Origin of the sequence: Paracoccus sp. PARArs4 (assembly GCF_947311865.1) — a bacterium.
Taxonomy (GTDB): Bacteria; Pseudomonadota; Alphaproteobacteria; order Rhodobacterales; family Rhodobacteraceae; genus Paracoccus; species Paracoccus zeaxanthinifaciens.
In genome coordinates, this window is the sequence record NZ_CAMZMW010000017.1 from 47,328 (window position 1) to 71,499 (window position 24,172).

At 64.6% G+C, this 24,172-nt stretch carries 38 protein-coding genes; 1 reads left to right on the plus strand and 37 read right to left on the minus strand.

Features of this window, described 5'->3' with window-relative positions; translation table 11 throughout:
* From QMZ16_RS13430 to rplO, 16 genes are all read right to left on the minus strand, one after another.
* Positions 1-1,212 carry an ABC transporter permease subunit gene (locus QMZ16_RS13430; RefSeq protein ID WP_282603649.1) on the minus strand — a complete coding sequence of 404 codons (1,212 nt, stop codon included), beginning with the start codon at positions 1,210-1,212 and terminating at the stop codon, positions 1-3.
* Between the two features lie 177 nt (positions 1,213-1,389).
* Complete coding sequence (locus QMZ16_RS13435; protein WP_022708243.1) at positions 1,390-2,415, minus strand: amino acid ABC transporter substrate-binding protein; 1,026 nt, start codon at positions 2,413-2,415, stop codon at positions 1,390-1,392.
* Between the two features lie 169 nt (positions 2,416-2,584).
* Positions 2,585-3,298 (minus strand): ATP12 family protein, encoded by a 714-nt coding sequence (locus QMZ16_RS13440; protein ID WP_022708242.1) that lies wholly within the window; start codon positions 3,296-3,298, stop codon positions 2,585-2,587.
* Complete coding sequence (locus QMZ16_RS13445; protein WP_282603650.1) at positions 3,295-3,951, minus strand: HAD-IA family hydrolase; 657 nt, start codon at positions 3,949-3,951, stop codon at positions 3,295-3,297. Before QMZ16_RS13445 ends, QMZ16_RS13440 begins: the two co-directional genes overlap by 4 nt.
* Entirely contained in the window at positions 3,948-4,997 is a 1,050-nt protein-coding gene (locus QMZ16_RS13450; RefSeq protein WP_282603651.1) for an RluA family pseudouridine synthase, read from the minus strand. Before QMZ16_RS13450 ends, QMZ16_RS13445 begins: the two co-directional genes overlap by 4 nt.
* Positions 4,994-5,368, minus strand: coding sequence for a fluoride efflux transporter CrcB (gene crcB, locus QMZ16_RS13455; protein WP_282603652.1), 375 nt, complete (start codon positions 5,366-5,368; stop codon positions 4,994-4,996). Before crcB ends, QMZ16_RS13450 begins: the two co-directional genes overlap by 4 nt.
* 31 nt (positions 5,369-5,399) lie before the next feature.
* A complete protein-coding gene (locus QMZ16_RS13460) occupies positions 5,400-6,716 on the minus strand; it encodes a replication-associated recombination protein A (RefSeq protein WP_282603653.1) in 1,317 nt (438 codons plus the stop codon).
* 51 nt (positions 6,717-6,767) lie between these two features.
* Complete coding sequence (locus QMZ16_RS13465; protein ID WP_022708237.1) at positions 6,768-7,358, minus strand: acyl-homoserine-lactone synthase; 591 nt, start codon at positions 7,356-7,358, stop codon at positions 6,768-6,770.
* 62 nt (positions 7,359-7,420) lie between these two features.
* Entirely contained in the window at positions 7,421-8,032 is a 612-nt protein-coding gene (locus QMZ16_RS13470) for an autoinducer binding domain-containing protein (RefSeq protein ID WP_282603654.1), read from the minus strand.
* A 322-nt stretch (positions 8,033-8,354) separates the two neighbouring features.
* Positions 8,355-8,768 carry a 50S ribosomal protein L17 gene (gene rplQ, locus QMZ16_RS13475; RefSeq protein ID WP_022708235.1) on the minus strand — a complete coding sequence of 138 codons (414 nt, stop codon included), beginning with the start codon at positions 8,766-8,768 and terminating at the stop codon, positions 8,355-8,357.
* Between the two features lie 117 nt (positions 8,769-8,885).
* The gene (locus tag QMZ16_RS13480) at positions 8,886-9,902 is read right to left on the minus strand and encodes a DNA-directed RNA polymerase subunit alpha (protein WP_022708234.1); all 1,017 of its coding nucleotides are present in this window, start codon (positions 9,900-9,902) and stop codon (positions 8,886-8,888) included.
* Positions 9,903-10,017: 115 nt separating this feature from the next.
* The gene (rpsK, locus tag QMZ16_RS13485; protein WP_022708233.1) at positions 10,018-10,407 is read right to left on the minus strand and encodes a 30S ribosomal protein S11; all 390 of its coding nucleotides are present in this window, start codon (positions 10,405-10,407) and stop codon (positions 10,018-10,020) included.
* Between the two features lie 12 nt (positions 10,408-10,419).
* Positions 10,420-10,788: a 30S ribosomal protein S13 gene (rpsM, locus tag QMZ16_RS13490; RefSeq protein ID WP_022708232.1), complete on the minus strand. Its 369-nt coding sequence runs from the start codon at positions 10,786-10,788 to the stop codon at positions 10,420-10,422.
* A gap of 155 nt (positions 10,789-10,943) precedes the next feature.
* Complete coding sequence (locus QMZ16_RS13495) at positions 10,944-11,540, minus strand: adenylate kinase (RefSeq protein ID WP_282603655.1); 597 nt, start codon at positions 11,538-11,540, stop codon at positions 10,944-10,946.
* Positions 11,541-11,633: 93 nt separating this feature from the next.
* On the minus strand, positions 11,634-13,004 hold the full coding sequence (gene secY / locus QMZ16_RS13500; RefSeq protein ID WP_028725975.1) for a preprotein translocase subunit SecY: 1,371 nt from the start codon (positions 13,002-13,004) through the stop codon (positions 11,634-11,636).
* A 108-nt stretch (positions 13,005-13,112) separates the two neighbouring features.
* On the minus strand, positions 13,113-13,589 hold the full coding sequence (rplO, locus tag QMZ16_RS13505; protein WP_022708229.1) for a 50S ribosomal protein L15: 477 nt from the start codon (positions 13,587-13,589) through the stop codon (positions 13,113-13,115).
* A 212-nt stretch (positions 13,590-13,801) separates the two neighbouring features.
* On the opposite strand from rplO, the gene QMZ16_RS13510 reads away from it, so the two are divergent.
* Positions 13,802-14,398: a hypothetical protein gene (locus tag QMZ16_RS13510; RefSeq protein WP_022708228.1), complete on the plus strand. Its 597-nt coding sequence runs from the start codon at positions 13,802-13,804 to the stop codon at positions 14,396-14,398.
* A 67-nt stretch (positions 14,399-14,465) separates the two neighbouring features.
* On the opposite strand, the gene rpmD is transcribed toward QMZ16_RS13510, so the two are convergent.
* The 21 genes from rpmD to QMZ16_RS16310 form a co-directional block, all read right to left on the minus strand.
* Positions 14,466-14,651 carry a 50S ribosomal protein L30 gene (gene rpmD, locus QMZ16_RS13515; RefSeq protein WP_022708227.1) on the minus strand — a complete coding sequence of 62 codons (186 nt, stop codon included), beginning with the start codon at positions 14,649-14,651 and terminating at the stop codon, positions 14,466-14,468.
* 10 nt (positions 14,652-14,661) lie between these two features.
* Positions 14,662-15,258 (minus strand): 30S ribosomal protein S5, encoded by a 597-nt coding sequence (gene rpsE, locus QMZ16_RS13520; protein WP_022708226.1) that lies wholly within the window; start codon positions 15,256-15,258, stop codon positions 14,662-14,664.
* A gap of 123 nt (positions 15,259-15,381) precedes the next feature.
* Positions 15,382-15,741, minus strand: coding sequence for a 50S ribosomal protein L18 (gene rplR, locus QMZ16_RS13525; RefSeq protein WP_282603656.1), 360 nt, complete (start codon positions 15,739-15,741; stop codon positions 15,382-15,384).
* Between the two features lie 12 nt (positions 15,742-15,753).
* Positions 15,754-16,287, minus strand: a complete 534-nt coding sequence (rplF, locus tag QMZ16_RS13530) for a 50S ribosomal protein L6 (protein ID WP_022708224.1) — start codon at positions 16,285-16,287, stop codon at positions 15,754-15,756.
* A 10-nt stretch (positions 16,288-16,297) separates the two neighbouring features.
* Positions 16,298-16,696: a 30S ribosomal protein S8 gene (gene rpsH, locus QMZ16_RS13535; RefSeq protein WP_028725974.1), complete on the minus strand. Its 399-nt coding sequence runs from the start codon at positions 16,694-16,696 to the stop codon at positions 16,298-16,300.
* An 8-nt stretch (positions 16,697-16,704) separates the two neighbouring features.
* Entirely contained in the window at positions 16,705-17,010 is a 306-nt protein-coding gene (rpsN, locus tag QMZ16_RS13540) for a 30S ribosomal protein S14 (RefSeq protein ID WP_022708222.1), read from the minus strand.
* 19 nt (positions 17,011-17,029) lie between these two features.
* The gene (gene rplE / locus QMZ16_RS13545; protein ID WP_022708221.1) at positions 17,030-17,590 is read right to left on the minus strand and encodes a 50S ribosomal protein L5; all 561 of its coding nucleotides are present in this window, start codon (positions 17,588-17,590) and stop codon (positions 17,030-17,032) included.
* A complete protein-coding gene (gene rplX / locus QMZ16_RS13550) occupies positions 17,590-17,895 on the minus strand; it encodes a 50S ribosomal protein L24 (RefSeq protein ID WP_022708220.1) in 306 nt (101 codons plus the stop codon). The genes rplE and rplX overlap by 1 nt, the downstream gene beginning before the upstream one ends.
* A complete protein-coding gene (rplN, locus tag QMZ16_RS13555; RefSeq protein ID WP_022708219.1) occupies positions 17,895-18,263 on the minus strand; it encodes a 50S ribosomal protein L14 in 369 nt (122 codons plus the stop codon). Before rplN ends, rplX begins: the two co-directional genes overlap by 1 nt.
* A gap of 77 nt (positions 18,264-18,340) precedes the next feature.
* A complete protein-coding gene (gene rpsQ, locus QMZ16_RS13560) occupies positions 18,341-18,586 on the minus strand; it encodes a 30S ribosomal protein S17 (RefSeq protein ID WP_022708218.1) in 246 nt (81 codons plus the stop codon).
* 11 nt (positions 18,587-18,597) lie between these two features.
* Positions 18,598-18,804 (minus strand): 50S ribosomal protein L29, encoded by a 207-nt coding sequence (gene rpmC, locus QMZ16_RS13565; protein WP_022708217.1) that lies wholly within the window; start codon positions 18,802-18,804, stop codon positions 18,598-18,600.
* Positions 18,805-18,996: 192 nt separating this feature from the next.
* Positions 18,997-19,410: a 50S ribosomal protein L16 gene (gene rplP / locus QMZ16_RS13570; protein WP_022708216.1), complete on the minus strand. Its 414-nt coding sequence runs from the start codon at positions 19,408-19,410 to the stop codon at positions 18,997-18,999.
* A 12-nt stretch (positions 19,411-19,422) separates the two neighbouring features.
* Positions 19,423-20,139, minus strand: coding sequence for a 30S ribosomal protein S3 (rpsC, locus tag QMZ16_RS13575; RefSeq protein ID WP_022708215.1), 717 nt, complete (start codon positions 20,137-20,139; stop codon positions 19,423-19,425).
* The gene (gene rplV / locus QMZ16_RS13580) at positions 20,139-20,519 is read right to left on the minus strand and encodes a 50S ribosomal protein L22 (RefSeq protein WP_022708214.1); all 381 of its coding nucleotides are present in this window, start codon (positions 20,517-20,519) and stop codon (positions 20,139-20,141) included. Before rplV ends, rpsC begins: the two co-directional genes overlap by 1 nt.
* A gap of 5 nt (positions 20,520-20,524) precedes the next feature.
* Positions 20,525-20,803, minus strand: a complete 279-nt coding sequence (rpsS, locus tag QMZ16_RS13585) for a 30S ribosomal protein S19 (protein WP_022708213.1) — start codon at positions 20,801-20,803, stop codon at positions 20,525-20,527.
* Positions 20,804-20,806: 3 nt separating this feature from the next.
* Positions 20,807-21,643, minus strand: coding sequence for a 50S ribosomal protein L2 (gene rplB, locus QMZ16_RS13590; protein WP_022708212.1), 837 nt, complete (start codon positions 21,641-21,643; stop codon positions 20,807-20,809).
* Between the two features lie 96 nt (positions 21,644-21,739).
* On the minus strand, positions 21,740-22,036 hold the full coding sequence (locus tag QMZ16_RS13595; RefSeq protein WP_022708211.1) for a 50S ribosomal protein L23: 297 nt from the start codon (positions 22,034-22,036) through the stop codon (positions 21,740-21,742).
* A complete protein-coding gene (gene rplD / locus QMZ16_RS13600; protein WP_022708210.1) occupies positions 22,033-22,653 on the minus strand; it encodes a 50S ribosomal protein L4 in 621 nt (206 codons plus the stop codon). The genes QMZ16_RS13595 and rplD overlap by 4 nt, the downstream gene beginning before the upstream one ends.
* Positions 22,653-23,513, minus strand: a complete 861-nt coding sequence (rplC, locus tag QMZ16_RS13605; RefSeq protein WP_022708209.1) for a 50S ribosomal protein L3 — start codon at positions 23,511-23,513, stop codon at positions 22,653-22,655. The genes rplD and rplC overlap by 1 nt, the downstream gene beginning before the upstream one ends.
* A gap of 10 nt (positions 23,514-23,523) precedes the next feature.
* Positions 23,524-23,832 carry a 30S ribosomal protein S10 gene (rpsJ, locus tag QMZ16_RS13610; protein ID WP_022708208.1) on the minus strand — a complete coding sequence of 103 codons (309 nt, stop codon included), beginning with the start codon at positions 23,830-23,832 and terminating at the stop codon, positions 23,524-23,526.
* A 269-nt stretch (positions 23,833-24,101) separates the two neighbouring features.
* Positions 24,102-24,172, minus strand: a 71-nt coding sequence (locus QMZ16_RS16310) for a hypothetical protein (protein WP_134059749.1), incomplete at its 5' end; no start/stop codon positions are given.

Sequence of the window (24,172 nt, forward strand, 5' to 3'; positions counted from 1 at the left end):
TCACCGCTCCTTCAGCTTCACGCGGGAATTGAAGACGTTCATCCCCGCCGAGATGATCAGGCTGAGCGCCAGGTAGGTCAACATCATCAGAAGGATGGCCTCCAGCTCTCGGCCGGTCTGGTTGAGGGTGGTCCCGCCAAGCGTGCCGCGCAGGTCCATGTAGCCGACCGCGATCGCCAGAGAGCTGTTCTTGGTCAGGTTCAGGTATTGCGAGATCAGCGGCGGAATGATGACCCGCAGCGCCTGCGGCAGGATCACCAGGTTCATCGTCCGCTTGGGACGCATGCCCAGGGCGAAGGCCGCCTCGGACTGGCCCTTGCTGACGGCCAGGATGCCCGCGCGCACGATCTCGGCGATGAAGGCCGCGGTATAGAGCGTCAGCGCCAGCCACAGCGCGACCAGCGCGTTCGCGACGTTCAGGCCGCCCGTGAAGTTGAACCCCTTGAGCGAGGGGGGGACCAGGTGCAGGCCGAAATACCAGATCAGCAGCAGCGTCGGCACGGTCATGACGGCCAGCGACTTCCACCAGGTGGTCGGGCGCGTGCCCGTCTTGTCCTGAACCCTCTGCGCGTGATCGCGGATGCGGCCGCGCACGATCCAGCCAAGGACCAGCGCCGCGACGATCGCGATGGTGGCCCAGCTGATCGTGATGCGCGCGCCCAGATCCAGGCTGCCCGGGTCGTTCGTCATCCCCAGGGTGGGGATCGCGGTATAGCGGTTCGTCAGCGCGACATTGTCCCACAGGATCATCGACCATGCCGGGTCCTCGCCGCGATAGGCGTTCGGCGCGGGCAGGATCTCGGTGAAGATCGCATAGATGATCAGGATCCACAGCAGCAGCGGCATGTTGCGGAAGATCTCGACGAAGACGGTCATCAGCCGCGCGAACAGCCAGTTGTTGGACAGGCGCGCGACGCCGACGGCAATCCCGACGACCGTGGCCGCGATGCAGCCCAGGATCGAGACGATCAGCGTGTTCAGAAGGCCCACGGCGGCGGCACGGAAATGCGTGTCGTCCGCGGTATAGGGGATCGGAGTCTGCGGGATGTCGTACCCCGCGCGGTTCCAGAGAAAGCCGAAATCGAAGGTCTTGCCCAGTGCCGCAAGGTTGCGGATCGTGTTGTCCACCAGCCACCAGGCCGCAGCCATGACCAGGATGAACACGACGACCTGGAAGGTCAGCGACCGATATCGCCGATCATTGATCAGCATGCTCGGCCGGAACGGCGGATTCGCCGGCGCCGGAAGGTCCGTCATAGAAATTTTCCCCTGTCACCCGCCATCGGCTTTGCGCCGTTTTGATAAGGCGGCGGGCTTATCGTTGAAGGTGACCCCCGCGCGGGCGCGAGGGTCGGACCGGTCCCCGAACGGGACCGGCCCTGTCCCGGATCAGCGGAACGGGGGCGCGTAGAGCAGGCCGCCCTGGGTCCACTGCGCGTTCAGGCCACGGGCCAGGCCGATCGGCGTCTGCTCACCGATATTGGCGGCGAAGATCTCGCCATAGTTGCCGCCCGCCTGGATGGCGCGCTTGGCCCATTCGGCGTCCAGGCCCAGCATGGCGCCCAGCTCGTCGGTCGAACCCAGAAGGCGCTGGACCTCGGGGTTGTTCGAGGATTTCGACAGCTCCTCGATGTTCTTCGAGGTGACGCCGTATTCCTCGGCCGCGACCAGTGCGTTCAGCGTCCAGCCGACGATGTCGCCCCAGTTGTTGTCGCCGTGGCGGACTGCCGGGCCAAGCGGCTCCTTCGAGATGATCTCGGGCAGGATGATGTGGTTCTCCGGATCCGCGAAGGCGGCGCGGGTCGCGGCCAGCCCCGAGGCGTCGGTGGTATAGGCGTCGCAGGCGCCCGCCATGTACTGCTGCTCGCCCTCGGCGTTGCTGTCGATGTTGACGGGGGTGTAGTCCATCTGGTTCGCGCGGAAATAGTCGGCGAGGTTCAGCTCGGTCGTGGTGCCGGTCTGGATGCAGATGGTCGCGCCGTCCAGTTCCTTGGCCGAGGTCACGCCCAGGTCCTTGCGGACCATGAAGCCCTGGCCGTCATAGTAGTTCACGCCCGCGAAATCGAGCTTGAGGTCGGTGTCGCGCGAATAGGTCCAGGTCGAGTTGCGCGCCAGCACGTCGACTTCGCCCGAGCTGAGCGCCGTGAAGCGGGTCTGACCCGTGGTCGGCACGAATTTCACCTTCGACGAATCGCTGAGCACGGCGGCGGCGACCGCACGGCACAGCGCGACGTCGAAGCCGGTCCAGTTGCCGTTCGCATCCGGTGCCGCGAAGCCGACGAGGCCGGTGTTCACGCCGCAGTTCAGCTCGTCACGTTCCTGCACCTGGGCCAGGGTCGATCCCTCTTGCGCCACACCCATGCCCGCGATCAGCGTCGCCGCGGCTGCCGTGCCCAGGAAAACCGATTTTTTCATTTCTACCTCTGTGTTGGAGCTTCCGGGCGACGTCAGACCCCGTCCGGACGCGGAATGGACCGCATTGGCGATCCTTATCGTTCTGGGGCCACGAATTGCCGCCCCAATAGGCGGTATTGTGCCGATACAAGTTGCTGCGTCAAGCGCCGCCTTGGACAGGCGCGCGCTTTCAATCGGTGCGGGTCAACTGCCAGAGACGTTCCGCATCGCGCATCGCGACCAGCCTTGCGGCCGCCGCCTCCTGCGCCTCCTCGTCCTCGCCCCATTGGCGAATCTGGTATTCCTCGTCGATGCGCGACAGGGCAAAGGCGCCCTCGGCATCCAGCCGCCCCTCGATGACGGCAAGGCCCAGGATCAGCGATCCGGGCAGCGTTACAAGGTCGTGCAGCGCGGTCAGGCCGAACAGGTCCAGCCCCGCCACCCGGTCGTGCAGCCGCCCCAGCACGGCAGGGTCCTGCGCCACCGGCATCACCCCCGCGGTTACCGCCAGCCGCGCGTCATGGCGTTCGGCGGCCCAATCGATGATCGGGTCCCAGCCCTGCGCCTGAAGATCGACAAGCTCTTGCGGGTCGGTTGCCCGATAGGACAGCAGGTCCGTGCCCGCATATTCGGCAAGCATGGCCGCAACGCCTGCGAATTGCGGACGCACCTTTTCGATGGCCGAGTTCGCGGCGCGGGTCAGCGGCATGGTCTGGGGGCGAATCTCCTGCTCTTGCGCGTCCCATTCGGCGGCGACGGCGCGGGCCAGCCCCTCGGTCGGCAGGATCAGCGCCTGCTTGCCGGGGGTGCGCAGGGGGCGATCGTCCAGCACGACCTCCCATCCGGCATCGGCGGTCCTGATATCCGCCACCTTCCAGAACCGGCGCGCTTTCCATTCGCTCATGCCGCCCACTCCTCGATCATCCGTTCAAGTTCCGCGAAATCGGGCGCGATCCGTGACGCGCCCGCCTGCCACAGCATATCGCTGTCGTGATAGCCCCACGCGACGCCCAGGCCCGTAGCCCCTGCCCCGCGCGCCATCTCCATGTCGAAACTGGTGTCGCCGATCATGACCGTGCGCGCGGGTTCGGCCCCGCATTCGGACATGGCGGCCTGCAGCATCGCGGGATGGGGCTTGGACGGATGGCCGTCCGCCGTCTGCAGGCTGAGGAAGCGGTTCTCCAGCCCGTGATGCGCGATCATCGCATCCAGGCCTCGGCGGGACTTGCCCGTCGCGACCGCCAGCATCAGGTCGTCGCGCGCCCCCAGCCGGTCGAGGCACGCCCGCGCCCCGGGATAGAGTGGCGCGGGCTGCGCCTTGCGGCCCGCCATGAAGGCCCGCTTGTAGCCCTCGACGATGCGGCCCTGCATGTCACCGGGCAGGTCCGGCGCCAGCCGCGCGACGGCGACCGGCAGCGACAGCCCCACGATCGACAGGACCTGCGTCTTGGGCAGCGCGGCCAGACCCTCGCCCTCGAATGCCTCGGACATCGCGTGATGGATCAGCGCCTGGCTGTCGATCAGCGTGCCGTCCACGTCGAAGACGACCAGCCTCATTCGTCGTCCGCGAAGGGATCCGCCGGAACGTCGGCCTCGTTCCAGCCGAGCGTCTTCCAGGTCCGCGCCATGTGATCGGGCAAGGGCGCGGTCACCGTGATGCGCTTCTTGGTGATCGGATGGTCGAAGGACAGGCTGCGGGCGTGCAGGTGCAGCTTGCGGCTGATCTCTCCGCCCAGCTGCGCACCCCAGCCGTCGCCCAGGTTCTCCTGCCCCGAGCCGCCATACTTGCCGTCGCCCACGATCGGATGGCCCAGCTCGGCCATATGCGCGCGCAGCTGGTGGGTGCGCCCGGTGATCGGCACCAGTGCACACCAGCTGGCCCGCGTGCCAAGCGCATCGAGAACGGCGTAATCCGTGGTCGCGCGCTTCGCGCCCTCGGTCGCGTCGATGTCGCGGGGATGGATCGCCATCATCTTCTCGCCCTCGCCGCCGCGCCCGTGGCCGGGGGCCTTGACCAGGCCATAGCGGACCGTGCCCATGCGCGGATGCGGCGTGCCCGCGACCGCGGCCCAGTAGATCTTGCGCGTGGTGCGGTTGCGGAACGCCTCGGACAGGGCGCGGGCGACACGATCGGTGCGCGCCAGCAGCAGGATCCCCGAGGTATCCTTGTCCAGCCGGTGCACCAGCTTGGGCCGGTCCTTGTAGCCGAACATCAGCGCGGTGGTCAGGCCGTCGACGTGACGGTTCCCCTGCCCGCTTCCGCCTTGGCTGGGCAGGCCCGGCGGCTTGTTCAGCGCGATGATGTGCTCGTCCTTCCACAGGACCGCGGCCTGGATCATCTGCGCGTCGGCATCGCCCACGCGCGGGCCCGCAGCCTGCGAGGGCGCGGGACGGTCGTCGGGCAGTGGCGGGATGCGGACCTCCTGCCCCTCTTCCAGCCGTGTCGCGGCCTTCACGCGACCGCCATCGACGCGAAGCTGGCCGGTGCGGCACATCTTCTCGACCGCGCCCTGCGTCAGCTGCGGAAATTTCTTTTTCAGCCAGCGGTCGAGGCGCTGGTCGCCCTCGTCCTGGCCGATGCGGATCGTCTGAACGCCGCTCATGCGAATAACCCTCGTCCGGCTGCCAGCCCCGCGATCACTGCCACAAGCGACAGCGTGACCGAGGCCAGCACGTAAATGGCCGCCCCCAGATGCTGCCCACGCTCGTACAGCGTCAGCGCATCCAGCGAGAAGGCCGAGAATGTCGTGAACCCGCCCAGAAGGCCCGTCAGCAGCATCGGCGCGAACTGGTTGCCGAAGCGATGCGCTAAGGACGCCGCAAGGACGCCCATGGCAAGGCTGCCCAGCACGTTCACCGTCAGCGTCGCGACGGGAAAATGCGGACCGTGCCACGGCATCAGCCGCGTGACGGCAAAGCGCATCACCGCGCCCGTCGCACCGCCGATCGCCACCTGAAGGTAAGGGTTCATCATCACGTGGCTCTGTTCCCCTTGGCCGCCAAAGTCAACCGCCGCGCTTAAGACGCTGGCTGACGAACCAGTCCAGACGGCGTTTCAGCTCCCGTTCGAACCCCCGCTCGACCGGGGTATAGAGAACGGGCCGCTTCATCCCGTCGGGGAAATAGTTCTGCCCGCTGAAGCCGTCCTCGGCGTCGTGGTCATAGGCATAGCCCGAACCGTAGCCCTGTTCCTTCATCAGCCTGGTCGGCGCGTTCAGGATATGGGCGGGCGGCATCAGGCTGCCGGTGCGCTTCGCCTCGGCCCGCGCGGCCTTGTAGGCGGCATATCCGGCGTTCGATTTCGGCGCGAGCGCGAGATAGATCACGGCCTGCGCCAGCGCGAGTTCCCCCTCGGGGCTGCCAAGGCGTTCATACAGCGCCCAGGCATCCAGGCAGTGGCGCTGCGCCGCGGGATCGGCAAGGCCGATATCCTCGACCGCCATGCGGGTGATGCGGCGGGCAAGGTAACGCGGATCCTCGCCCCCCTCCAGCATGCGGCCCAGCCAGTACAGCGCCGCGTCGGGATCGCTGCCGCGCACCGATTTGTGCAGCGCGGAGATGAGGTTGTAATGCTCGTCGCCGGACTTGTCGTATTTCATCGCCCGCCGTTGCAGGCGGCGTGCCATATCGTCGGGCCCAAGCGGCGCATCCGTCCGCCAGGCCGCGACCTGCTCGATCAGGTTCAGCGCGGCCCGCCCGTCGCCATCGGCCATTTCCAGCAGCCCGTCGCGGGCCTGCGCGGTCAGGGGCAGCTTGCGGCCCAGGTCGCGCTCGGCGCGCTGCGCCAGCAGCTCCAGCTCGGCCAAGGACAGGCGCTGCAGGACGATGACCTGCGCGCGCGACAGAAGTGCGGCGTTCAGCTCGAACGAGGGGTTCTCGGTGGTGGCGCCGACCAGAAGGATCGTGCCGTCCTCCATGTGGGGAAGAAAGCTGTCCTGCTGCGCCTTGTTGAAGCGGTGGATCTCGTCGACGAACAGCAGCGTGCCCTGCCCCTGCCCGCGCCGCATCTTGGCGGCGTCGAAGACCTTGCGCAGCTCCGGCACCCCCGAGAAGATCGCGCTGATCTGGACAAAGGTCAGGTCGGTCTCGTCCGCCAGAAGCCGCGCGATGGTGGTCTTGCCGACCCCCGGCGGGCCCCAGAAGATGACCGAGGACAGGCTGCCCGCCGCAAGCATGCTGCCCAGGGGGCCGTCATCGCCCAGAACATGCGCCTGGCCGATCACCTCGGACAGGTTGGCGGGCCGGATGCGGTCGGCAAGGGGTCGGACCCCCGAACGCGTCGGGGGCTGCGGGTCGTCTTTGCTGTCGAACAGATCGGCCATGATGGCCCCAATCTAAGCACGACGCGCGGGCTGCAACAGCCCCGTTCGTCATCAGTGCATCTTGACGCTGAGGTCGATGGACACGCATTGGAATTCGCCGTCGTCGATCCACATCACCGGCCCGAGGGCATGGGCATCCAGGCCGCAGCGGCCATACCAGCGTTCCCAGTTCGCACCGGTGAGCGCGATCAGCTGCGTCGCGCCCAGTTCGCGGGCGGACCCGGTCATCGCCTCGACCATCTTGAAATGCACCCGGCGACGCGCGCTCTGGGGGATGGCATGGCTGACGAACACGCGCGAACATTCCCAGACATTGGGATCGACCGGGGCCTTGTCATCCAGCAGGTTCTGCGGGATCGATCCGCCCAGCACGCCTTCCTGCGCGTCCCGGATCATGTAGCTGTAGATGCCGCAGCGGGCCGTCGTCGGCGTCAGGCGGATGCCTGCCAGCACCTCGGTATGGTCGTGGATCGCGATCCAGCGGCTTTGCGGAGTGTCGTACTGGTCGAACTCCATGTCGTCGGCTTCGGGCAGATCCCAGTTCTTCTGGACGATGAAGCTCTGCTTACGTGCGCGAAAGAGATTGGCGAACAACTCGCCATGGTTGTGAAGATTGGAAAAGGACAAAGTGGTGGTCTGCATCTTGGCGCTCCTGAGGTGATAATCGCCCCCCCGCCGATTGCGGACCCCCCAGACGACACATCCTACAGCAGCCTGTATTCCTTGGCGCGCTGCAGGGCCTCTGCCGTGGTCCGCGCCTTCAGACGCTCCCTCACGGAGATCAGCCTCGCCTTGAACGCGCTCTCGGTGATTCCCAGCTTGGCCGCGGCCGCTGCATGACGGTCGCCTTCCGCAATACAACGAAGGGCATCTTTCTGAGCCTTGGTCAGGCTCTCAGGCGGCTCGGTGATATCGTGGAGCTGCCTGACCGTTGACGAGACCTGTTCGATCTCGACATCCGTGAATTCGCGGTCGTCGCGCGCAAAGCTTGCGATGGTCCGCGATGCGATCGGCCCGTGCGAGACGGTCAGACCGAAGATCAACCCGTGATCCGCGGCATCCTGGAGGATGTTGAACGGATCGGGGATCGGCAGGGCCGACCAGCGGCACGCACCCGTGGTCGAGAAACCCCAGGCGATGGTGGGGTCCCGAAGGGCATAGCCGTTGCGCGAATAGAAGTCGGCCCATTCCTCGGCATAGGTCTGGAACTGCATCAGCGGCGCGGCGAAGCGGATGTGCAGGCCAACGAAATACCCTGCCGGGGAAATCCGCCCCAGCTTCTGAAGTCCGGCATTTATGTCTGCACGTGATGACATGGCTTTTTAGACAAGTTGAATGCGTTTCGGTCAATCGCCAGAAATACTTTCGGCGAATACTGTTGCGAATTGGTTAACCCAATCCGTCTCCGACAGGTTTCCATCCATGTCCTCCGATCGACGCCCCTGCTTCGCCAAGTCCGTGGCGCGCTCTCCCCAATCGCGCCATGATATACGCCGAAGCCCTCTCGTAAAAGCTGAGTCTCTGGCGTTCACATTCCCTTACGTAGCGTCCACTTGCCGGAATACCCTACCCCGCCAATGAAAAAGGCCCCGAAGCAACGCCTCGGGGCCCATCGCGATGCGCTGATGCGCGATCCGCTTATTCTTCGACTTCGGCCTCGAGGCGGGCACGGTCGGCAGCACCCTTGGCCGAGGTGTCGCGGTCGACGAACTCGATGATGGCCATGGGCGCCATGTCGCCATAGCGGAAGCCGGCCTTCATGACGCGAACATAGCCGCCCTGGCGGTCCTTGTAGCGCTCGCCCAGGACGTCGAACAGCTTGGCGACATACTGGTCCTGCTTCAGCTGCGAGGCAGCCTGACGGCGGGCGTGCAGATCGCCGCGCTTCGCCAGCGTGATCAGCTTCTCGATGATCGGGCGAAGTTCCTTCGCCTTGGGCAGGGTCGTCTTGATCTGCTCGTGCTCGATCAGCGAGCCGGCCATGTTGGCGAAGAGCGCCTTGCGGTGCTCATGGGTGCGGTTGAGGCGGCGGTAACCACGTGCGTGACGCATGATATATCTCCTTTGACGTCTTTTGCTTTGTCCGGCGGCCCATGCGTGCGGACCGCTCTCCTTGGGGCTTCATGCCCGGTATCTGACCGGGGACCGCGGGGTCCCCGGCCGAATTCGTCAGAACTGGTCGTCGAAACGCTTGGCCAGGTCCTCGATGTTCTCCGGCGGCCAATCCACGACATCCATGCCCAGGTGCAGGCCCATGCCCGAGAGCACTTCCTTGATCTCGTTCAGCGACTTGCGGCCGAAGTTCGGGGTGCGCAGCATCTCGGCTTCGGTCTTCTGGATCAGATCGCCGATATAGACGATGTTGTCGTTCTTGAGGCAGTTCGCCGAACGGACCGACAGCTCCAGCTCGTCGACCTTCTTCAGAAGGCGCGGATCGAACTCCAGACCGTCGTCGTTGTCCTGGCGGCTTGCGGCCTCGGGCTCGTCGAAGTTGACGAAGACCGACAGCTGGTCCTGGACGATGCGGGCGGCGAATGCGACCGCGTCCTCGGGGGTCAGCGAACCGTCCGTCTCGATCTTCATGGTCAGCTTGTCATAGTCCAGCACCTGACCTTCGCGGGTCGGCTGCACCTCGTAGCTGACGCGCTTGACCGGCGAGAAGATCGCGTCGATCGGGATCAGGCCGATGGGGGCGTCCTCGGGGCGGTTCTTGTCCGCCGCGACATAGCCCTTGCCGGTGGTGACCGTCAGTTCCACGTTCAGCTCGGCGCCGTCATCCAGATGGCAGATCACGTGATCGCGGTTCAGGATGGTGATGCCGTTCGTTTCCTGGATGTCGCCGGCCTTGACCTCGCCCGGACCCTTGGCCTGCAGCGTCAGGCGCTTGGGGCCCTCGACTTCCATCTTCAGCGTGACACCCTTGAGGTTCAGCACGATGTCGGTCACGTCCTCGCGGACGCCCGCCACGCTGCTGAACTCGTGCAGCACGTTGTCGATCTGGACCGAGGTGATGGCCGCGCCCTGCAGCGACGACAGAAGCACGCGGCGCAGCGCGTTGCCGAGCGTCAGGCCGAAACCACGCTCCAGCGGCTCCGCGACCAGCGTCGCGGTGCGGGTCGCATCAGCGCCCGGCTTGACGACCAGCTGCGTCGGCTTGATCAGTTCGGCCCAATTCTTGTGGATCATGGACTAGCCTCCATACCTGTTCCCGACCCATGACCAAGGCCGGAAACGCCCGAGGTGAAATGCGAAACACCTGCCCGCACGAAGCCCGTGCGGACAGGGTAGTGATGATCCGAAATCAGACGCGGCGGCGCTTCGGCGGACGGCAGCCGTTATGGGCGATCGGCGTCACGTCACGGATGGCCGTGATGTTGAAGCCGGCAGCAGCCAGTGCGCGCAGAGCCGATTCACGACCCGAACCCGGGCCCTGGACTTCGACTTCCAGCGTGCGGACGCCGTGTTCCTGAGCCTTGCGGCCCGCATCCTCGGCAGCCATCTGGGCGGCGTAGGGGGTCGACTTGCGCGAACCCTTGAAGCCCATGGTGCCAGCCGACGACCACGAGATCGCGTTGCCCTGGACGTCCGAGATCAGGATCTTGGTGTTGTTGAAGCTCGAGTTCACGTGAGCAACGCCAGCGGCGATGTTCTTGCGCTCTTTACGCTTCATGCGAGTTTTATCACGTGCCATATCGGTGCCCCCTTACTTCTTCTTGCCGGCGATCGGCTTGGCCGGGCCCTTGCGGGTGCGGGCATTGGTATGGGTGCGCTGACCGCGGACCGGCAGGCCGCGACGGTGGCGCAGGCCACGATAGGAACCGAGATCCATCATGCGCTTGACGTTCATCTGAACTTCGCGGCGCAGGTCGCCTTCGACGGTCAGGTTGGCGTCGATGTATTCACGCATCTGCAGGACTTCGGCGTCCGACAGTTCGTTCACGCGACGGGTGCGATCGATGCCGACTGCTTCGCAGATCTGGTCTGCGAACATCGAACCGATGCCGTGGATATAGGTCAGTGCGATGGGGACGCGTTTCCCCGTCGGAATGTTGACGCCAGCGATACGTGCCACGCGTTTTCCTTTTCTGTTGCGGTTCCGTAGCCCCGGAACCTTTTTTCACAACGCAAGGCCCGAAAGCCATGCCTTCGGGCCGTACTTTGATCCACCCGCCAAGGCAGGTGATTCTCTCACGAGATGTCGTGCTGTAGCGACACACTCGATCAAGGTCAAGCCTGAGCGGTCTCCGTGCCCAGGGCAGCCGCGATCTGCGTGGCAACCTCGTCCATCGCGGCCATGCCGTCGACCTGACGCAGATCGCCCGTGGCGTAGTAGTAGCCCAGCAGCGGTGCGGTCTTCTTGTAGTATTCGCGCAGGCGGTCGGCGAAGACCTCGGGGGTGTCGTCCTTGCGGACCGGCTCGCCCGCGGCCAGCGATTCCTCGGCGCGCTTCACGATGCGGGCGACCAGCGCCTCGTCATCGACCTTCAGCTCGATCGCGGCGTCCAGCTTCATGCCCATCTCGGCCAGCAGCTTGCCCAGTGCGTCGGCCTGCGCCAGCGTCCGGGGGAAGCCGTCGAAGATGAAGCCCTTGCCGCCCTCTTCCAGCTTCTCGCGAATGAGGCCGATGACGATCTCGTCGGTGACCAGCTGGCCGCGATCCATCACGTCGGCGACCAGCTTGCCCATCTCGGTGCCCGAGCTGCGTGCGGCGCGCAGCATGTCGCCGGTCGACAGCTGGACCATGCCACGCTCTTCCACGAGACGGCGTGCCTGGGTTCCCTTGCCCGCGCCCGGAGGGCCAAGAAGGATGATGTTGATGGTCATGGCGTTTGTCCCCCACTGGCCGCGATCTTGCTTCGGCCTTTTCCAGTCATGCAAACGGGCGCAGTGATGCGCCCGCAGCGTTTCTCTTGCGGCTCAGCGACGCGCCGGCGCGCGGCGCGGCTTGGCGGAACCGGGTTTCCGTTTCCCGCGCAGCTGCGACTTCTCGATCAGGCCCTCGTACTGATGGGCCAGAAGATGGCTCTGGACCTGGTTGATCGTGTCCATCGTCACCGAGACCACGATCAGGACCGAGGTGCCGCCCAGATAGACCGGGATCGACAGCTGGGTGCGCAGGATCTCGGGCATGAGGCAGACGAGCGCCAGGTAGGCCGAGCCGATGACCAGCACGCGGTTGACCACGTAGTCGAGGTACTCCTGCGTGCGCTTGCCCGGACGGATGCCCGGAATGAAGCCGCCCTGGTTCTTCAGGTTGTCGGCCACGTCGTCGGTCTTGAACGAGACGTTCTGCGTGTAGAAATACGTGAAAAACACGATCATCGCCGCGAAGAACAGCAGATAGAGCGGCTGGCCCGGCCCGAAATAGGCCAGGATCACCGACATCACCGGGCCGGTCTCGCCGCCCGAGAAGGTCGAGATCGTCACCGGCAGCAGCAGCAGCGAGCTTGCGAAGATCGCGGGGATCACGCCGGCGGGGTTGACCTTTACCGGCAGGTGGCTCGACTGACCGTCATAGACCTTCATGCCGACCTGGCGCCGCGGGTACTGGATGCGGATCTTGCGCAGCGCGCGCTCCATGAAGACCACGAAGCCGATGACCGCGATCAGCATCACGATGACGAACAGGATGGTCCCCGTCGAGATCGCGCCGGTGCGGCCCTGCTGGAAGAAGTTGGCGATCGCGGCCGGGATCTCGGCCAGGATGCCCACGAAGATGATCAGGCTGATGCCGTTGCCGATGCCGCGGGCGGTGATCTGCTCGCCCAGCCACATCAGGAACATCGTGCCGCCGACCAGCGTGATGACCACGGCGGCCTGGAAGAACAGGCCCGGATCATGCGCAAGGCCGCCCGCCTCGAGGCTGCGTGCCAGGCCGTATGCCTGGAACAGCGCCAGCGCAACGGTGCCATAGCGGGTGTACTGGTTGATCTTCTTGCGGCCCTGCTCGCCCTCTTTCTTCAGCTGTTCCAGCGCCGGGACCATCGAGGTCAGCAGCTGGACGATGATCGAGGCCGAGATGTAGGGCATGATGCCGAGGGCGAAGACGCCCATGCGGCCCAGGGCGCCGCCCGTGAACATCGACAGCATGCCGCCGATCCCGGACTGGGCCTGTTCCATGAAGTTGCGAAGTGCCGCGCCGTCGATGCCCGGCACCGGGATATAGGTCCCGATGCGGTACATGATCAGCACGCCGATCGTGAACCAGATCCGCTGGCGAAGTTCGGTGGCCTTGCCCAGCTGAGCCCAGGAAAGGTTCGCGGCCATCTGTTCTGCGGCTGACGCCATGAGTATCCGTCCCGTGTCATGACAGCGCCGCCGACCCGTATTTCGGGGGCCGGCGGCGCCAGAAAACCTGAATGCTATCTATGGGGCCGAACTGCCCCGATCAACAGCTTATTCGGCTGCCGCGGCTTCTGCGGGCAGCGAGACCTTGCCGCCGGCCTTCTCGACAGCCTCGACGGCCGCCTTCGAGGCACCGGTCACGGCGATGGTCAGGCCGGCCTTCAGCTCGCCCTTGGCCAGCAGACGGATGCCGTCCAGCTTGCGGCGCACCAGGCCCGAAGCGACCAGACCGTCCTCGGTCAGCTCGGCCGAGCCGTCGATCTTGCCGGCATCGATGAACGACTGGATCTGGCCCAGGTTCACGACGGCGAATTTCTTGGCGTTCGGCGCGGTGAAGCCGCGCTTCGGCAGGCGGCGGTACAGCGGCATCTGGCCGCCTTCGTAACCGTTCAGCGCGACGCCCGAACGCGACTTCTGGCCCTTGATACCACGGCCGGCGGTCTTGCCCTTGCCCGAACCCGGGCCGCGCGCGACGCGCTTCTTGCTGCGGTTTGCGCCTTCGTTGTCACGAATCTCGTGCAGTTTCATTTCGCTTCTCCTATGCCGGACGCGTCCCCGAAGCGATGACGGGACGGACGCGGCTTTTCTTGCTTGTTGCATGTCGTGCCCACGGGCACCGGGGGCGTATACGCGCAATGCTCGCGGCTTTCAAGCATCCGTTCCGCTCTCACCCGCTTGTGTCTTGAGGATCGCGCGGCTTTGGCGTCAAGCAGATGCCATTCGATCCAAGGACCGCCCCCATGAAACGCCTGCTGCCCGCCCTGATTCTGTCGCTTGCGCCCGCCGCCCCTGCCCTTGCCGCCGATGCGGTCTTCTGCTCGGCCCGGATCGAGGGGCAGGACGTGGTGCTGGCGCACGACCCCTCGGACCCGAATTCGACCCGGCGCGAGAGGTTGTCCGCGAAGCTGGGCCGGGACGCCTGCCCCGCCCATGTGACCCTGCGCGCGCTGACCCCGAACCTGACCGAGGAGGAACGCACCCCCTTCTGCCTGCGCGAGGATCGCGGCGACATCCTGGGCATCGACCTTGGGCCGCGCGACGGTCGCGGTCGCTGCGCAAGACCGTCGCGTTCGGTCTGCGAGCGCGTGAATGCGGCCACCGGCGCGGCGGGCGCGATCACGGGCGCAGCCGCACGGGGGGCCGCGGCGGGCGTCGACCGGCTGCCCGACGGATCGGGTGCGGTCATTCTCAGCGGTGGAAGCGGGGCGATATCCTCGGCGCTGGCCGCGATGGGCGGGGCCGCGGCGACGGTCGCGGCATCGCCAGTCCTGCTGACGGGCGCGGCGGTGTCGGTCGTGGCGGTCGGCGGGACCGTCTATGCCTGCAGGCCGGACTGAGCACGCTGCACCGAAACGCAAAACGCCCCGCACATGGCGGGGCGCTTCGCTTGGCAATCCCGAAGGATCACTTCTTTTCTTCGATGATGGTAACCAGATGCGGGATCTTGGCGACCATGCCGCGCACTGCCGGGGTATCTTCCAGCTCGCGCGTGCGGTTCATCTTGTTCAGACCCAGGCCCTTCAGCGTCTCGCGCTGAATGGCGGGGCGACGGATCGGCGAACCGATCTGCTTGACGACGATCGTGGCCATGCTGCGCTCCTTATGCGTCGGCTGCCGAGGTCACGGTGGCATCGGTGCCAGCGGTCGCCTCGGGTGCCTTTTCCTGGGTCGGCAGGATGTCGGCCACCTTCTTGCCGCGACGCTGCGCGACCGAACGGGGGCTGGCTTCCTTTTTCAGGCCGTCCAGGGTTGCACGGATCATGTTGTAGGGGTTCTGCGAACCCTGCGACTTCGCGACGACGTCCTGGACGCCCAGCATCTCGAAGACGGCACGCATCGGGCCGCCCGCGATGATCCCGGTACCCGGAACGGCGGTGCGCATGATCACCTTACCGGCGCCGTGACGGCCCTCGATATCGTGATGCAGCGTGCGACCGTCGCGCAGCGGGACGCGGATCATGTTGCGCTTGGCCTGCTCGGTCGCCTTGCGGATCGCCTCGGGGACTTCCTTGGCCTTGCCCTTGCCGAAGCCGACACGGCCGCGCTGGTCACCGACGACGACCAGAGCCGCGAAGCCAAAGCGCTTACCGCCCTTGACCGTCTTCGACACACGATTGATCGCAACAAGGCGATCGGCGAATTCCGGAGTCTCTTCGCGATCTTCGCGACGGCCCCGGCGGTTTTCACGTTCTGCCATAAGGCTTTCCTTATCAGCTGGCGCAAAGGCGCCGTTGGTTTCAATCCAGGTGGGCCGCCCCATGACGGCGCGGCCCCCGGATCATCGGGACGGCGCGAGGAAGACCCCGCGCCGCCCGCAAAATCAGAACTTCAGACCACCTTCACGGGCAGCATCGGCCAGGGCCTTGATCTTGCCGTGGAAGATGAAGCCGCCACGGTCGAAGACGACTTCCTCGATGCCGGCGGCTTTCGCACGCTCGGCGATCGCGGAACCGATCTTGGCCGCAGCCTCGACGTTGTTCCTGCCGAACAGGCCGAAGTCCTTCTCCAGCGTGCTGGCCGAGGCCAGGGTCACGCCGCGAACGTCGTCGATGACCTGCACCGAGATGTTCTTGGACGAACGATGGACCGACAGCCGCGGACGGCCGTTCGACATCGCACGAAGTTTGTTCCGAACGCGCAGGCGGCGCTTCTGGAACAGCTCTTGCTTTTTCAGTGCCATTTCTCGCGCCCCTTACTTCTTCTTGCCTTCCTTGCGGAAGACATACTCGCCCTTGTAGCGGATGCCCTTGCCCTTGTAGGGCTCGGGGCGGCGCCACTCGCGGATGTCCGACGCAACCTGGCCGACCAGCTGCTGGTCGATGCCTTCGACGACGATCTCGGTCTGCTTCGGCGCGGTGATCGTGACACCTTCCGGCGTCTCGAAGTTCACCTCGTGCGAATAGCCGAGCGACAGTTTCAGGGTCTTGCCCTGCATCTGCGCGCGGTAACCGACACCCTGGATCTCGAGCTCCTTCTTGAAGCCTTCCGAGACGCCGACCGTCAGGTTCTCGATCATCGAGCGGGTCATGCCCCACTGCTGACGAGCACGCTTCGACAGGCCGCGCGGGGTGACGCGGACGGCACCCTCTTCCAGGGCAACGGTCACGTCGTCCGTCGCGGTGAAGCTGCGGGTGCCCTTCGGGCCCTTCACTTCGACCGTCTGGCCCTTGACTTCGGCCGTCACACCCTTGGGCAGTTCGACCGGTTTCTTACCAATCCGAGACATTCCGCCCTCCTTAGAATACGGTGCAGAGGACTTCGCCGCCAACATTGGCGTTGCGAGCCGCTGCATCCGACATGACGCCCTTGGGGGTCGAGACGATGGAGACGCCCAGACCCTGACGGACCTGCGGGATTTCCTTGGCGCCGGTGTAAACGCGACGGCCAGGCTTCGAGACGCGCGACAGTTCCCGGATGACCGGGGTGCCGTCGTGGTACTTCAGACCGATTTCCAGCTCCTTGTGGCCGGTTTCGGTCGTCACTTCTTCATAGCCGCGGATGTAGCCTTCACCCTGAAGGACATCCAGGACCCAGGCGCGCAGCTTGCTGGCCGGGGTGCGGACGGTCGATTTGCCACGCATCTGCGCATTGCGGATGCGGGTCAGCATATCGCCGAGAGGATCGTTCATCATCACTTTGCCCCTTACCAGCTGGACTTGACCAGGCCGGGGATCTGACCGTTCGAGCCGAGCTCGCGCAGCATGATCCGCGACAGTTTCAGTTTGCGGTAATACGCGTGCGGACGGCCGGTGAGCTGGCACCGGTTGTGCAGACGCGTCGCCGAGGAGTTGCGCGGCAGTTCAGCCAGCTTCAGCGAAGCCTTGAAACGCTCTTCCATCGGCAGGGACTGGTCATTGATGACCTCTTTCAGGGCAGCACGCTTGCCGGCGTACTTCTGAACCAGACGCTCGCGCTTCTTCTCGCGCTCGATCATGGATTTCTTAGCCATATCTCTTTCCCTCCGCGACTCAGCTGGTGAACGGCATGTTGAAATGCTTCAGCAGCGATTTCGCTTCCGCGTCGGTCTTCGCGGTGGTGCAGATGATGATGTCCATCCCCAGAACTTCGTCGACCTTGTCGAAGTTGATCTCCGGGAAAACGATGTGCTCCTTGAGGCCCATCGCATAGTTGCCGCGGCCGTCGAACGACGTGCCTTTCACGCCGCGGAAGTCGCGGACGCGGGGCATTGCGATGTTGATCAGGCGATCCAGGAATTCGTACATGCGGTCGCCGCGCAGGGTCACTTTCGTGCCGAGCGGCATTTCCTCACGAACGCGGAAACCTGCGATCGACTTCTTCGCCTTGGTCACGACGGCCTTCTGACCCGCGATGAGCGACAGCTCCTCGGCGGCCTGCTTGACCTTCTTCGTGTCCTTGACGGCCTCGCCGACGCCCATGTTCAGGACGATCTTGTCCAGACGCGGGATCTGCATGTCGTTCTTGTAGCCGAACTCTTCCTTGAGAGCGGCACGGACGGTGTCGCGGAACTGCTGGCGCAGACGCGGCGTGTACTTGGTTGCGTCGAGCATCAGATCACGTCTCCCGTGGTCTTGGCGAAGCGCACCTTCTTGCCGTCTTCCTCGCGGAAGCCGACGCGGGTTGCCTTGCCGTTCGCGTCCATCAGCGACAGGTTCGACAGGTCGATAGGCATGGCCTTCGACACGCGACCGCCCTGGCTGGCCTGGGTCTGGCGCTGGTGACGGATGGCCATGTTGACGCCGTCCACGATCGCCTTGTTCTCTTTCGGGAACACTGCGGTCACTTCACCCTGCTTGCCCTTGTCCTTGCCGGCAAGCACGACGACCTTGTCGCCCTTCTTCAGCTTGGCAGCCATTACAGCACCTCCGGCGCAAGCGAGATGATCTTCATGAAGTTCTTCGCGCGCAGCTCGCGGACGACCGGCCCGAAGATACGGGTACCGACCGGCTCACCCTGGTTGTTCAGGATGACGGCGGCGTTGCGGTCGAAGCGGATCGAGGTGCCGTCTTCGCGATTCACTTCCTTGGCGGTCCGAACGACCACGGCCTTGCGGACGTCGCCCTTCTTGACCCGGCCCCGCGGGATGGCTTCCTTGACGGACACCACGATGATGTCGCCCACCGACGCATAGCGACGGTGCGAACCACCCAGGACCTTGATGCACTGAACCCGGCGGGCGCCGGAGTTGTCAGCAACATCCAGATTGGTCTGCATCTGGATCATTTGGTTTCTCCCGACCTTTGGGGACCGGCCTTGCCGGCCCCAGGGTTTCGATCATGACTGATCAGTACGGATGGACCTTACGCCGAAACGGCTTCGTCCGTGAGGACGGCCCAACGCTTGGTTTTCGAGACCGGCGCACATTCGACGATGCGAACGGTGTCACCGACCTTGAACTGGTTTTCCGCGTCATGTGCGCGGTATTTCTTCGACAGACGCACGGTCTTGTGCAGCAGCGGGTGCTTGAAGCGGCGCTCGACGAGAACGGTCACGGTCTGGTCGTTCTTGTCCGAGACGACCTTGCCTTGCAGGATGCGTTTGGGCATGGATCGGCTCCTTAGTTCGAGGCCGCGGCGTCGGCCGCTTTCTGGTTCAGAATGGTCTTCACGCGTGCGACGTCGCGACGGACGGTGCGCATGCGGGCAGTGTTCTCGAGCTGGCCGGTGGCCTGCTGGAAGCGCAGGTTGAACGCTTCCTTCTTCAGCGCAACCAGCTGTTCCTGCAGCTGATCGGGCGTCTTCGTGCTCAGTTCATTGGCGTCCATGACGCTTCTTCCTTTCAACATCACCGGAGAGCCCCTGGCATCCAGGGCCACCCTGATTCCGGTGGAGTTTCGTGATGAAGGCCTGCGCATACAGGCCGAATGCCCTTTTGACAACCCCCTACGGGCGGCCGGGCAGAAGAAAGCCCCACCGATCTCTCGGCGGGGCCATCCCTTTCGTTCGCGGAACCTGGATTACCAGTCTTCGCGCGCGACGATGCGGGTCTTGATCGGCAGCTTCATCGAGCCGAGGCGCAGGGCCTCCTTCGCGATGGAATCGCTCACGCCGTCGATCTCGAACATGATCCGGCCCGGGTGGACGCGGGCAGCCCAGAAATCGATCGAGCCCTTGCCCTTACCCATACGGACTTCGGTCGGCTTCGACGAAACCGGCAGGTCCGGGAAGATGCGGATCCAGACACGACCCTGACGCTTCATGTGACGCGTGATCGCGCGGCGGGCCGCTTCGATCTGGCGCGCGGTCACACGCTCGGGTTCGATGGCCTTCAGCGCAAACGAGCCGAAGTTCAGGTCGAAACCACCCTTCGCAGCGCCGTGGATACGGCCCTTGTGCTGTTTGCGGAACTTGGTCCGTTTCGGTTGCAGCATGTTCGTTACTCCTTACCGGGCGTCGCGATCACGGCGCGGACCGCGGGGTGCCGGACCTTCCTGAGCCTCGGCAGCGCGGCGCTCGCGGGCCGAGGGATCATGTTCCATGATCTCGCCCTTGAAGATCCACACCTTGACGCCGATGATCCCGTAAGGGGTCGAGGCTTCGGCCAGTGCATAGTCGATGTCGGCGCGCAGGGTGTGCAGGGGCACACGGCCTTCGCGATACCACTCGGTGCGTGCGATCTCGGCACCGCCCAGACGGCCGGCGACGTTCACGCGGATGCCCAGGGCGCCCATGCGCATCGCGTTCTGAACCGAGCGCTTCATGGCGCGACGGAACGAGACACGACGCTCGAGCTGCTGAGCGATCGATTCCGCGACCAGGGCAGCATCGACTTCAGGCTTGCGGACTTCGACGATGTTCAGGTTCACGTCGCTGCTGGTGAAGTTCGACAGCTTCTTGCGCAGGACTTCGATGTCCGCGCCTTTCTTGCCGATGATCACACCCGGACGCGCTGCGTGAATGGTCACGCGGCACTTCTTGTGGGGACGCTCGATGATGACGCGGCTGATGCCGGCCTGCTTGGCTTCCTTCTTGATGAAGTCCCGGATCTTCAGGTCTTCAAGAAGCAGGTTGCCGTATTCCTTGTCGTCGGCGTACCAGCGGCTGTCCCAGGTGCGGTTGACCTGGAGGCGCATGCCAATCGGATTAACCTTCTGACCCATTACGCTTGCTCCTCGACTTGGCGCACCTTGATGGTGATTTCCGAAAACGGCTTCATGATCTTGCCGAAACGACCACGTGCCCGCGGACGGCCACGCTTCATCACCAGGTTCTTGCCGACCCAGGCTTCGGCGACGATCAGGTTGTCGACGTCGAGGCCGTGGTTGTTCTCGGCGTTCGCGATGGCCGACTGAAGGCATTTCTTCACGTCGATCGCGATGCGCTTGTGCGAGAAGGTCAGATCGGCCAGGGCCTTGTCGACCTTCTTGCCACGGATCAGCTGAGCCACGAGGTTCAGCTTCTGCGGCGAGGTGCGAAGCATCTTCGTCTTGGCGAAGGCCTCGTTCTCCGCCACGCGGCGCGGATTGTTTTCCTTACCCATGACGATTACTTCCTCTTGGCTTTCTTGTCCGCCGCGTGACCGTAATAGGTGCGCGTGGGCGAGTATTCACCGAACTTCTGGCCGATCATCTCTTCGCTGACCGCAACGGGGATGTGCTTGTGCCCGTTGTAGACGCCGAAGGTCAGGCCGACGAATTGCGGCAGGATGGTCGAACGACGCGACCAGATCTTGATGACGTCGGACTTGCCCGACTCACGAGCCTTTTCCGCCTTCTTGAGCACATAGGCGTCAACAAAGGGGCCCTTCCAAACAGAACGTGCCATAGATTAGCGCCCCTTCTTCTGGTGACGCGACCGGACAATGTACTTGTCGGTCGACTTGTTCGAACGGGTCTTCTTGCCCTTGGTGTCCTTACCCCAGGGAGTGACCGGCGTACGGCCGCCCGAGGTACGGCCCTCACCACCACCATGCGGGTGGTCGATCGGGTTCATGGCGACGCCGCGGACGCTCGGGCGGATGCCCTTGTGGCGGTTGCGGCCAGCCTTGCCCAGGTTCTGGTTCGAGTGGTCGGCATTCGACACGGCACCGATGGTGGCCATGCATTCCTGACGGACCATGCGCAGCTCGCCCGAGGACAGGCGGATCTGTGCGTAGCCACCGTCACGGCCGACGAACTGTGCGTAGGTACCTGCCGAACGCGCGATCTGACCGCCCTTGCCGGGCTTCAGTTCGACGTTGTGGACGATGGTACCGATCGGCATGCCGCTGAAGGGCATGGCGTTGCCCGGCTTCACGTCGACCTTCTTGCCGGCGACGACCTTCTCGCCGACTGCAAGACGCTGAGGCGCCAGGATGTAGGCCTGCTCGCCGTCTTCATACTTGATCAGCGCGATGAACGCGGTGCGGTTGGGATCGTATTCGATACGCTCGACCACCGCAGCGACATCCAGCTTGGTGCGCTTGAAATCGACGATGCGATAAAGGCGCTTCGCCCCGCCGCCCTTGCGGCGCATGGTGACACGTCCGGTATTGTTCCGGCCGCCCTTCTTCGTCAGACCCTCGGTGAGGGATTTGACGGGGCGACCTTTCCAAAGCTCCGAACGGTCGATCAGAACCAGCCCGCGCTGGCCAGGCGTAGTCGGCTTGTACGACTTCAATGCCATCTTTCTGTCTTCCGTTGCTTTGGACCTGGTGGTCCGTTTCGTCCAAAAGATCGACGGCCCCGGACAATGCCGGGGCCGCGGATTCGCGACCTACTATCAGAGTCCGGTGGACACGTCGATAGTGTTGCCCTCTTCGAGGGTGACATAGGCCTTCTTGACGTCGCTGCGACGGCCGGGCTGGCCGCGGAAGCGCTTCGTCTTGCCCTTGGTGATGGTCGTGTTGACCGCCTTCACCTTCACGCCGAACAGAGCTTCGACCGCATCCTTGATCTGCGGCTTGCTCGCGTCCTTCGCGACCTGGAAGACAACACCGTTGTTCTCCGAGGTCAGCGTGGCCTTTTCGGTGATGATCGGCTTGACGATCACGTCGTACTGTTCGGGTTTCGCGCTCATTTCAGGCGAGCCTCCAGAGCTTCGACACCCGCGCGCGTGATCACCAGCGTATCACGCTTGAGGATGTCATACACATTGGCGCCGATCGACGGCAGGACGTCCACACCATCGACGTTGCGGGCGGCGCGGGCAAAGCCCTCGTTCACCTCGGCACCGTCGATGACCAGAACGCGCTTCCAACCGTTTTCCTTGACGGTCTTGGCGACGGCCTTGGCCTTGGCTTCGGCGAGGTTCAGATCCTCGACGACGACCAGCTCGCCCGCGGTGGCTTTCGCCGACAGGGCGTGCTTCAGACCCAGGGCGCGGACCTTCTTCGGCAGATCGAAGGCGTGCGAACGCGGGGTCGGACCCTTGTAGACACCACCGTGACGGAAGATCGGGGCCTTCTTGGAACCGTGGCGTGCGCCGCCGGTGCCCTTCTGGCGATAGATCTTCTTGGTCGAGTAGCTGACGTCCGACTTGCCGAGGACCGAGTGGGTCCCCTGCTGCGCCTTGTTGCGCTGCCAGCGGACGACGCGCTGCAGGATGTCGCCGCGCGGCGCCAGCCCGAAGATCTCGTCGGCCAGCTCGATCGACCCGGCCTTGCCGGAGTCCAGCTTGATCACATCGAGTTTCATCACTTGTCTCCTTCGGGCGCGGCGTCGCCGTCAGCCTTGTCGGCCTCGATCGAGGCTTCGGCTTCCTTCAGCGCGGCTTCCTCGGCAGCGGCTGCCTCGGCCTCGGCGGCCTTGCGGGCGGCTTCTTCCTCGGCTGCTGCCTGAACGGCGGCTTCCTCGGCCAGACGCTTCGCTTCATCCGCAGCCGACTTCAGCGCGGCGGGATAGATCACGTTCTCGGGGATGGCCTTCTTGACGGCATCCTTGACGGTGACCCAGCCACCCTTCGAGCCCGGAACCGAGCCCTTGACCATGATCAGGCCACGGTCGGCATCCGTGCGGACGACCTGCAGGTTCTGCGTGGTGACGCGAACGGCACCCAGGTGACCTGCCATCTTCTTGCCCTTGAACACCTTGCCGGGGTCCTGGCACTGGCCGGTCGAACCGTGCGAACGGTGGCTGATCGACACGCCGTGCGAGGCGCGCAGACCACCGAAGTTGTGGCGCTTCATCGCACCCGCGAAACCCTTACCGATCGAGGTGCCGGCGATGTCCACGAACTGACCTTCGAAATAGTGGTCAGCAGTGATCTCTTCACCGACGTTGATCAGGTTTTCCTCGGCGACGCGGAATTCCGCGATCTTGCGCTTGGGCGCGACCGAGGCCTTCGCGAAGTGACCGCGCATCGCGGCGGTCGTGCGCTTGGCCTTGGCTTCACCGGCGCCCAGCTGAACGGCGGTATAACCGTCGCGATCGGCGGTACGCTGAGCCACGACCTGCAGTCCGTCCAGTTGCAGGACGGTGACGGGAACCTGACGGCCATCTTCCAGGAAGAGACGCGTCATGCCCAGTTTCTTGGCGATAACACCAGTACGCAGCATGATTGCCTCCTTACACCTTGATCTCGACATCCACGCCGGCAGCCAGGTCGAGCTTCATCAGCGCGTCCACGGTCTGCGGGGTGGGGTCGACGATGTCGAGAAGACGCTTGTGCGTGCGGATTTCCCACTGGTCGCGCGACTTCTTGTCGATGTGCGGACCACGGAGAACCGTGAATTTCTCGATCTTGTTCGGCAGCGGAATCGGGCCACGAACAGTCGCACCGGTGCGCTTGGCCGTGTTCACGATTTCCTGGGTGCTGGCGTCCAGAACCCGGTAATCGAAGGCCTTGAGCCGGATGCGGATATTCTGATTTTGCATCGTCACATCCCTCTTGCAGGGAGTTCCAGTCGAGAGGCTGACGGCGCACCATGCGGCGCCAGCTTCGGACCGTATATAAAAAATGCAGGCCGCCCCGTAGGATGGCGGCCCGGCATAAATCTACCGATTCGGCCTTTCGGCAAGACCGATGACAGAGATGAGCCCCATTACAGGCCCCGCCCCTTCCGGTCAAGTCCCTGCGGGGGTTCCGGAATGCAGAAGGGCCGCCCTTTCGGACGGCCCCCTGTATCGCGATGTCCCGGTCGGGATCAGGCGAGGATCTTCGAGACCACGCCTGCGCCGACGGTGCGGCCGCCTTCGCGGATGGCGAAGCGCAGCT

What these genes read in the sequence shown, in the direction of transcription:
- QMZ16_RS13430 (WP_282603649.1), bottom strand. Translation starts at nt 1,212, where the DNA reads ATGCTGATCAATGATCGGCGATATCGGTCGCTGACCTTCCAGGTCGTC.
- QMZ16_RS13435 (WP_022708243.1), bottom strand. Translation starts at nt 2,415, where the DNA reads ATGAAAAAATCGGTTTTCCTGGGCACGGCAGCCGCGGCGACGCTGATC.
- QMZ16_RS13440 (WP_022708242.1), bottom strand. Translation starts at nt 3,298, where the DNA reads ATGAGCGAATGGAAAGCGCGCCGGTTCTGGAAGGTGGCGGATATCAGG.
- QMZ16_RS13445 (WP_282603650.1), bottom strand. Translation starts at nt 3,951, where the DNA reads ATGAGGCTGGTCGTCTTCGACGTGGACGGCACGCTGATCGACAGCCAG.
- QMZ16_RS13450 (WP_282603651.1), bottom strand. Translation starts at nt 4,997, where the DNA reads ATGAGCGGCGTTCAGACGATCCGCATCGGCCAGGACGAGGGCGACCAG.
- crcB (WP_282603652.1), bottom strand. Translation starts at nt 5,368, where the DNA reads ATGATGAACCCTTACCTTCAGGTGGCGATCGGCGGTGCGACGGGCGCG.
- QMZ16_RS13460 (WP_282603653.1), bottom strand. Translation starts at nt 6,716, where the DNA reads ATGGCCGATCTGTTCGACAGCAAAGACGACCCGCAGCCCCCGACGCGT.
- QMZ16_RS13465 (WP_022708237.1), bottom strand. Translation starts at nt 7,358, where the DNA reads ATGCAGACCACCACTTTGTCCTTTTCCAATCTTCACAACCATGGCGAG.
- QMZ16_RS13470 (WP_282603654.1), bottom strand. Translation starts at nt 8,032, where the DNA reads ATGTCATCACGTGCAGACATAAATGCCGGACTTCAGAAGCTGGGGCGG.
- rplQ (WP_022708235.1), bottom strand. Translation starts at nt 8,768, where the DNA reads ATGCGTCACGCACGTGGTTACCGCCGCCTCAACCGCACCCATGAGCAC.
- QMZ16_RS13480 (WP_022708234.1), bottom strand. Translation starts at nt 9,902, where the DNA reads ATGATCCACAAGAATTGGGCCGAACTGATCAAGCCGACGCAGCTGGTC.
- rpsK (WP_022708233.1), bottom strand. Translation starts at nt 10,407, where the DNA reads ATGGCACGTGATAAAACTCGCATGAAGCGTAAAGAGCGCAAGAACATC.
- QMZ16_RS13495 (WP_282603655.1), bottom strand. Translation starts at nt 11,540, where the DNA reads ATGACCATCAACATCATCCTTCTTGGCCCTCCGGGCGCGGGCAAGGGA.
- secY (WP_028725975.1), bottom strand. Translation starts at nt 13,004, where the DNA reads ATGGCGTCAGCCGCAGAACAGATGGCCGCGAACCTTTCCTGGGCTCAG.
- rplO (WP_022708229.1), bottom strand. Translation starts at nt 13,589, where the DNA reads ATGAAACTGCACGAGATTCGTGACAACGAAGGCGCAAACCGCAGCAAG.
- QMZ16_RS13510 (WP_022708228.1), top strand. Translation starts at nt 13,802, where the DNA reads ATGAAACGCCTGCTGCCCGCCCTGATTCTGTCGCTTGCGCCCGCCGCC.
- rpmD (WP_022708227.1), bottom strand. Translation starts at nt 14,651, where the DNA reads ATGGCCACGATCGTCGTCAAGCAGATCGGTTCGCCGATCCGTCGCCCC.
- rpsE (WP_022708226.1), bottom strand. Translation starts at nt 15,258, where the DNA reads ATGGCAGAACGTGAAAACCGCCGGGGCCGTCGCGAAGATCGCGAAGAG.
- rplR (WP_282603656.1), bottom strand. Translation starts at nt 15,741, where the DNA reads ATGGCACTGAAAAAGCAAGAGCTGTTCCAGAAGCGCCGCCTGCGCGTT.
- rplF (WP_022708224.1), bottom strand. Translation starts at nt 16,287, where the DNA reads ATGTCTCGGATTGGTAAGAAACCGGTCGAACTGCCCAAGGGTGTGACG.
- rpsN (WP_022708222.1), bottom strand. Translation starts at nt 17,010, where the DNA reads ATGGCTAAGAAATCCATGATCGAGCGCGAGAAGAAGCGCGAGCGTCTG.
- rplE (WP_022708221.1), bottom strand. Translation starts at nt 17,590, where the DNA reads ATGCTCGACGCAACCAAGTACACGCCGCGTCTGCGCCAGCAGTTCCGC.
- rplX (WP_022708220.1), bottom strand. Translation starts at nt 17,895, where the DNA reads ATGGCTGCCAAGCTGAAGAAGGGCGACAAGGTCGTCGTGCTTGCCGGC.
- rplN (WP_022708219.1), bottom strand. Translation starts at nt 18,263, where the DNA reads ATGATCCAGATGCAGACCAATCTGGATGTTGCTGACAACTCCGGCGCC.
- rpsQ (WP_022708218.1), bottom strand. Translation starts at nt 18,586, where the DNA reads ATGCCCAAACGCATCCTGCAAGGCAAGGTCGTCTCGGACAAGAACGAC.
- rpmC (WP_022708217.1), bottom strand. Translation starts at nt 18,804, where the DNA reads ATGGACGCCAATGAACTGAGCACGAAGACGCCCGATCAGCTGCAGGAA.
- rplP (WP_022708216.1), bottom strand. Translation starts at nt 19,410, where the DNA reads ATGCTGCAACCGAAACGGACCAAGTTCCGCAAACAGCACAAGGGCCGT.
- rpsC (WP_022708215.1), bottom strand. Translation starts at nt 20,139, where the DNA reads ATGGGTCAGAAGGTTAATCCGATTGGCATGCGCCTCCAGGTCAACCGC.
- rplV (WP_022708214.1), bottom strand. Translation starts at nt 20,519, where the DNA reads ATGGGTAAGGAAAACAATCCGCGCCGCGTGGCGGAGAACGAGGCCTTC.
- rpsS (WP_022708213.1), bottom strand. Translation starts at nt 20,803, where the DNA reads ATGGCACGTTCTGTTTGGAAGGGCCCCTTTGTTGACGCCTATGTGCTC.
- rplB (WP_022708212.1), bottom strand. Translation starts at nt 21,643, where the DNA reads ATGGCATTGAAGTCGTACAAGCCGACTACGCCTGGCCAGCGCGGGCTG.
- QMZ16_RS13595 (WP_022708211.1), bottom strand. Translation starts at nt 22,036, where the DNA reads ATGAGCGCGAAACCCGAACAGTACGACGTGATCGTCAAGCCGATCATC.
- rplD (WP_022708210.1), bottom strand. Translation starts at nt 22,653, where the DNA reads ATGAAACTCGATGTGATCAAGCTGGACTCCGGCAAGGCCGGGTCGATC.
- rplC (WP_022708209.1), bottom strand. Translation starts at nt 23,513, where the DNA reads ATGCTGCGTACTGGTGTTATCGCCAAGAAACTGGGCATGACGCGTCTC.
- rpsJ (WP_022708208.1), bottom strand. Translation starts at nt 23,832, where the DNA reads ATGCAAAATCAGAATATCCGCATCCGGCTCAAGGCCTTCGATTACCGG.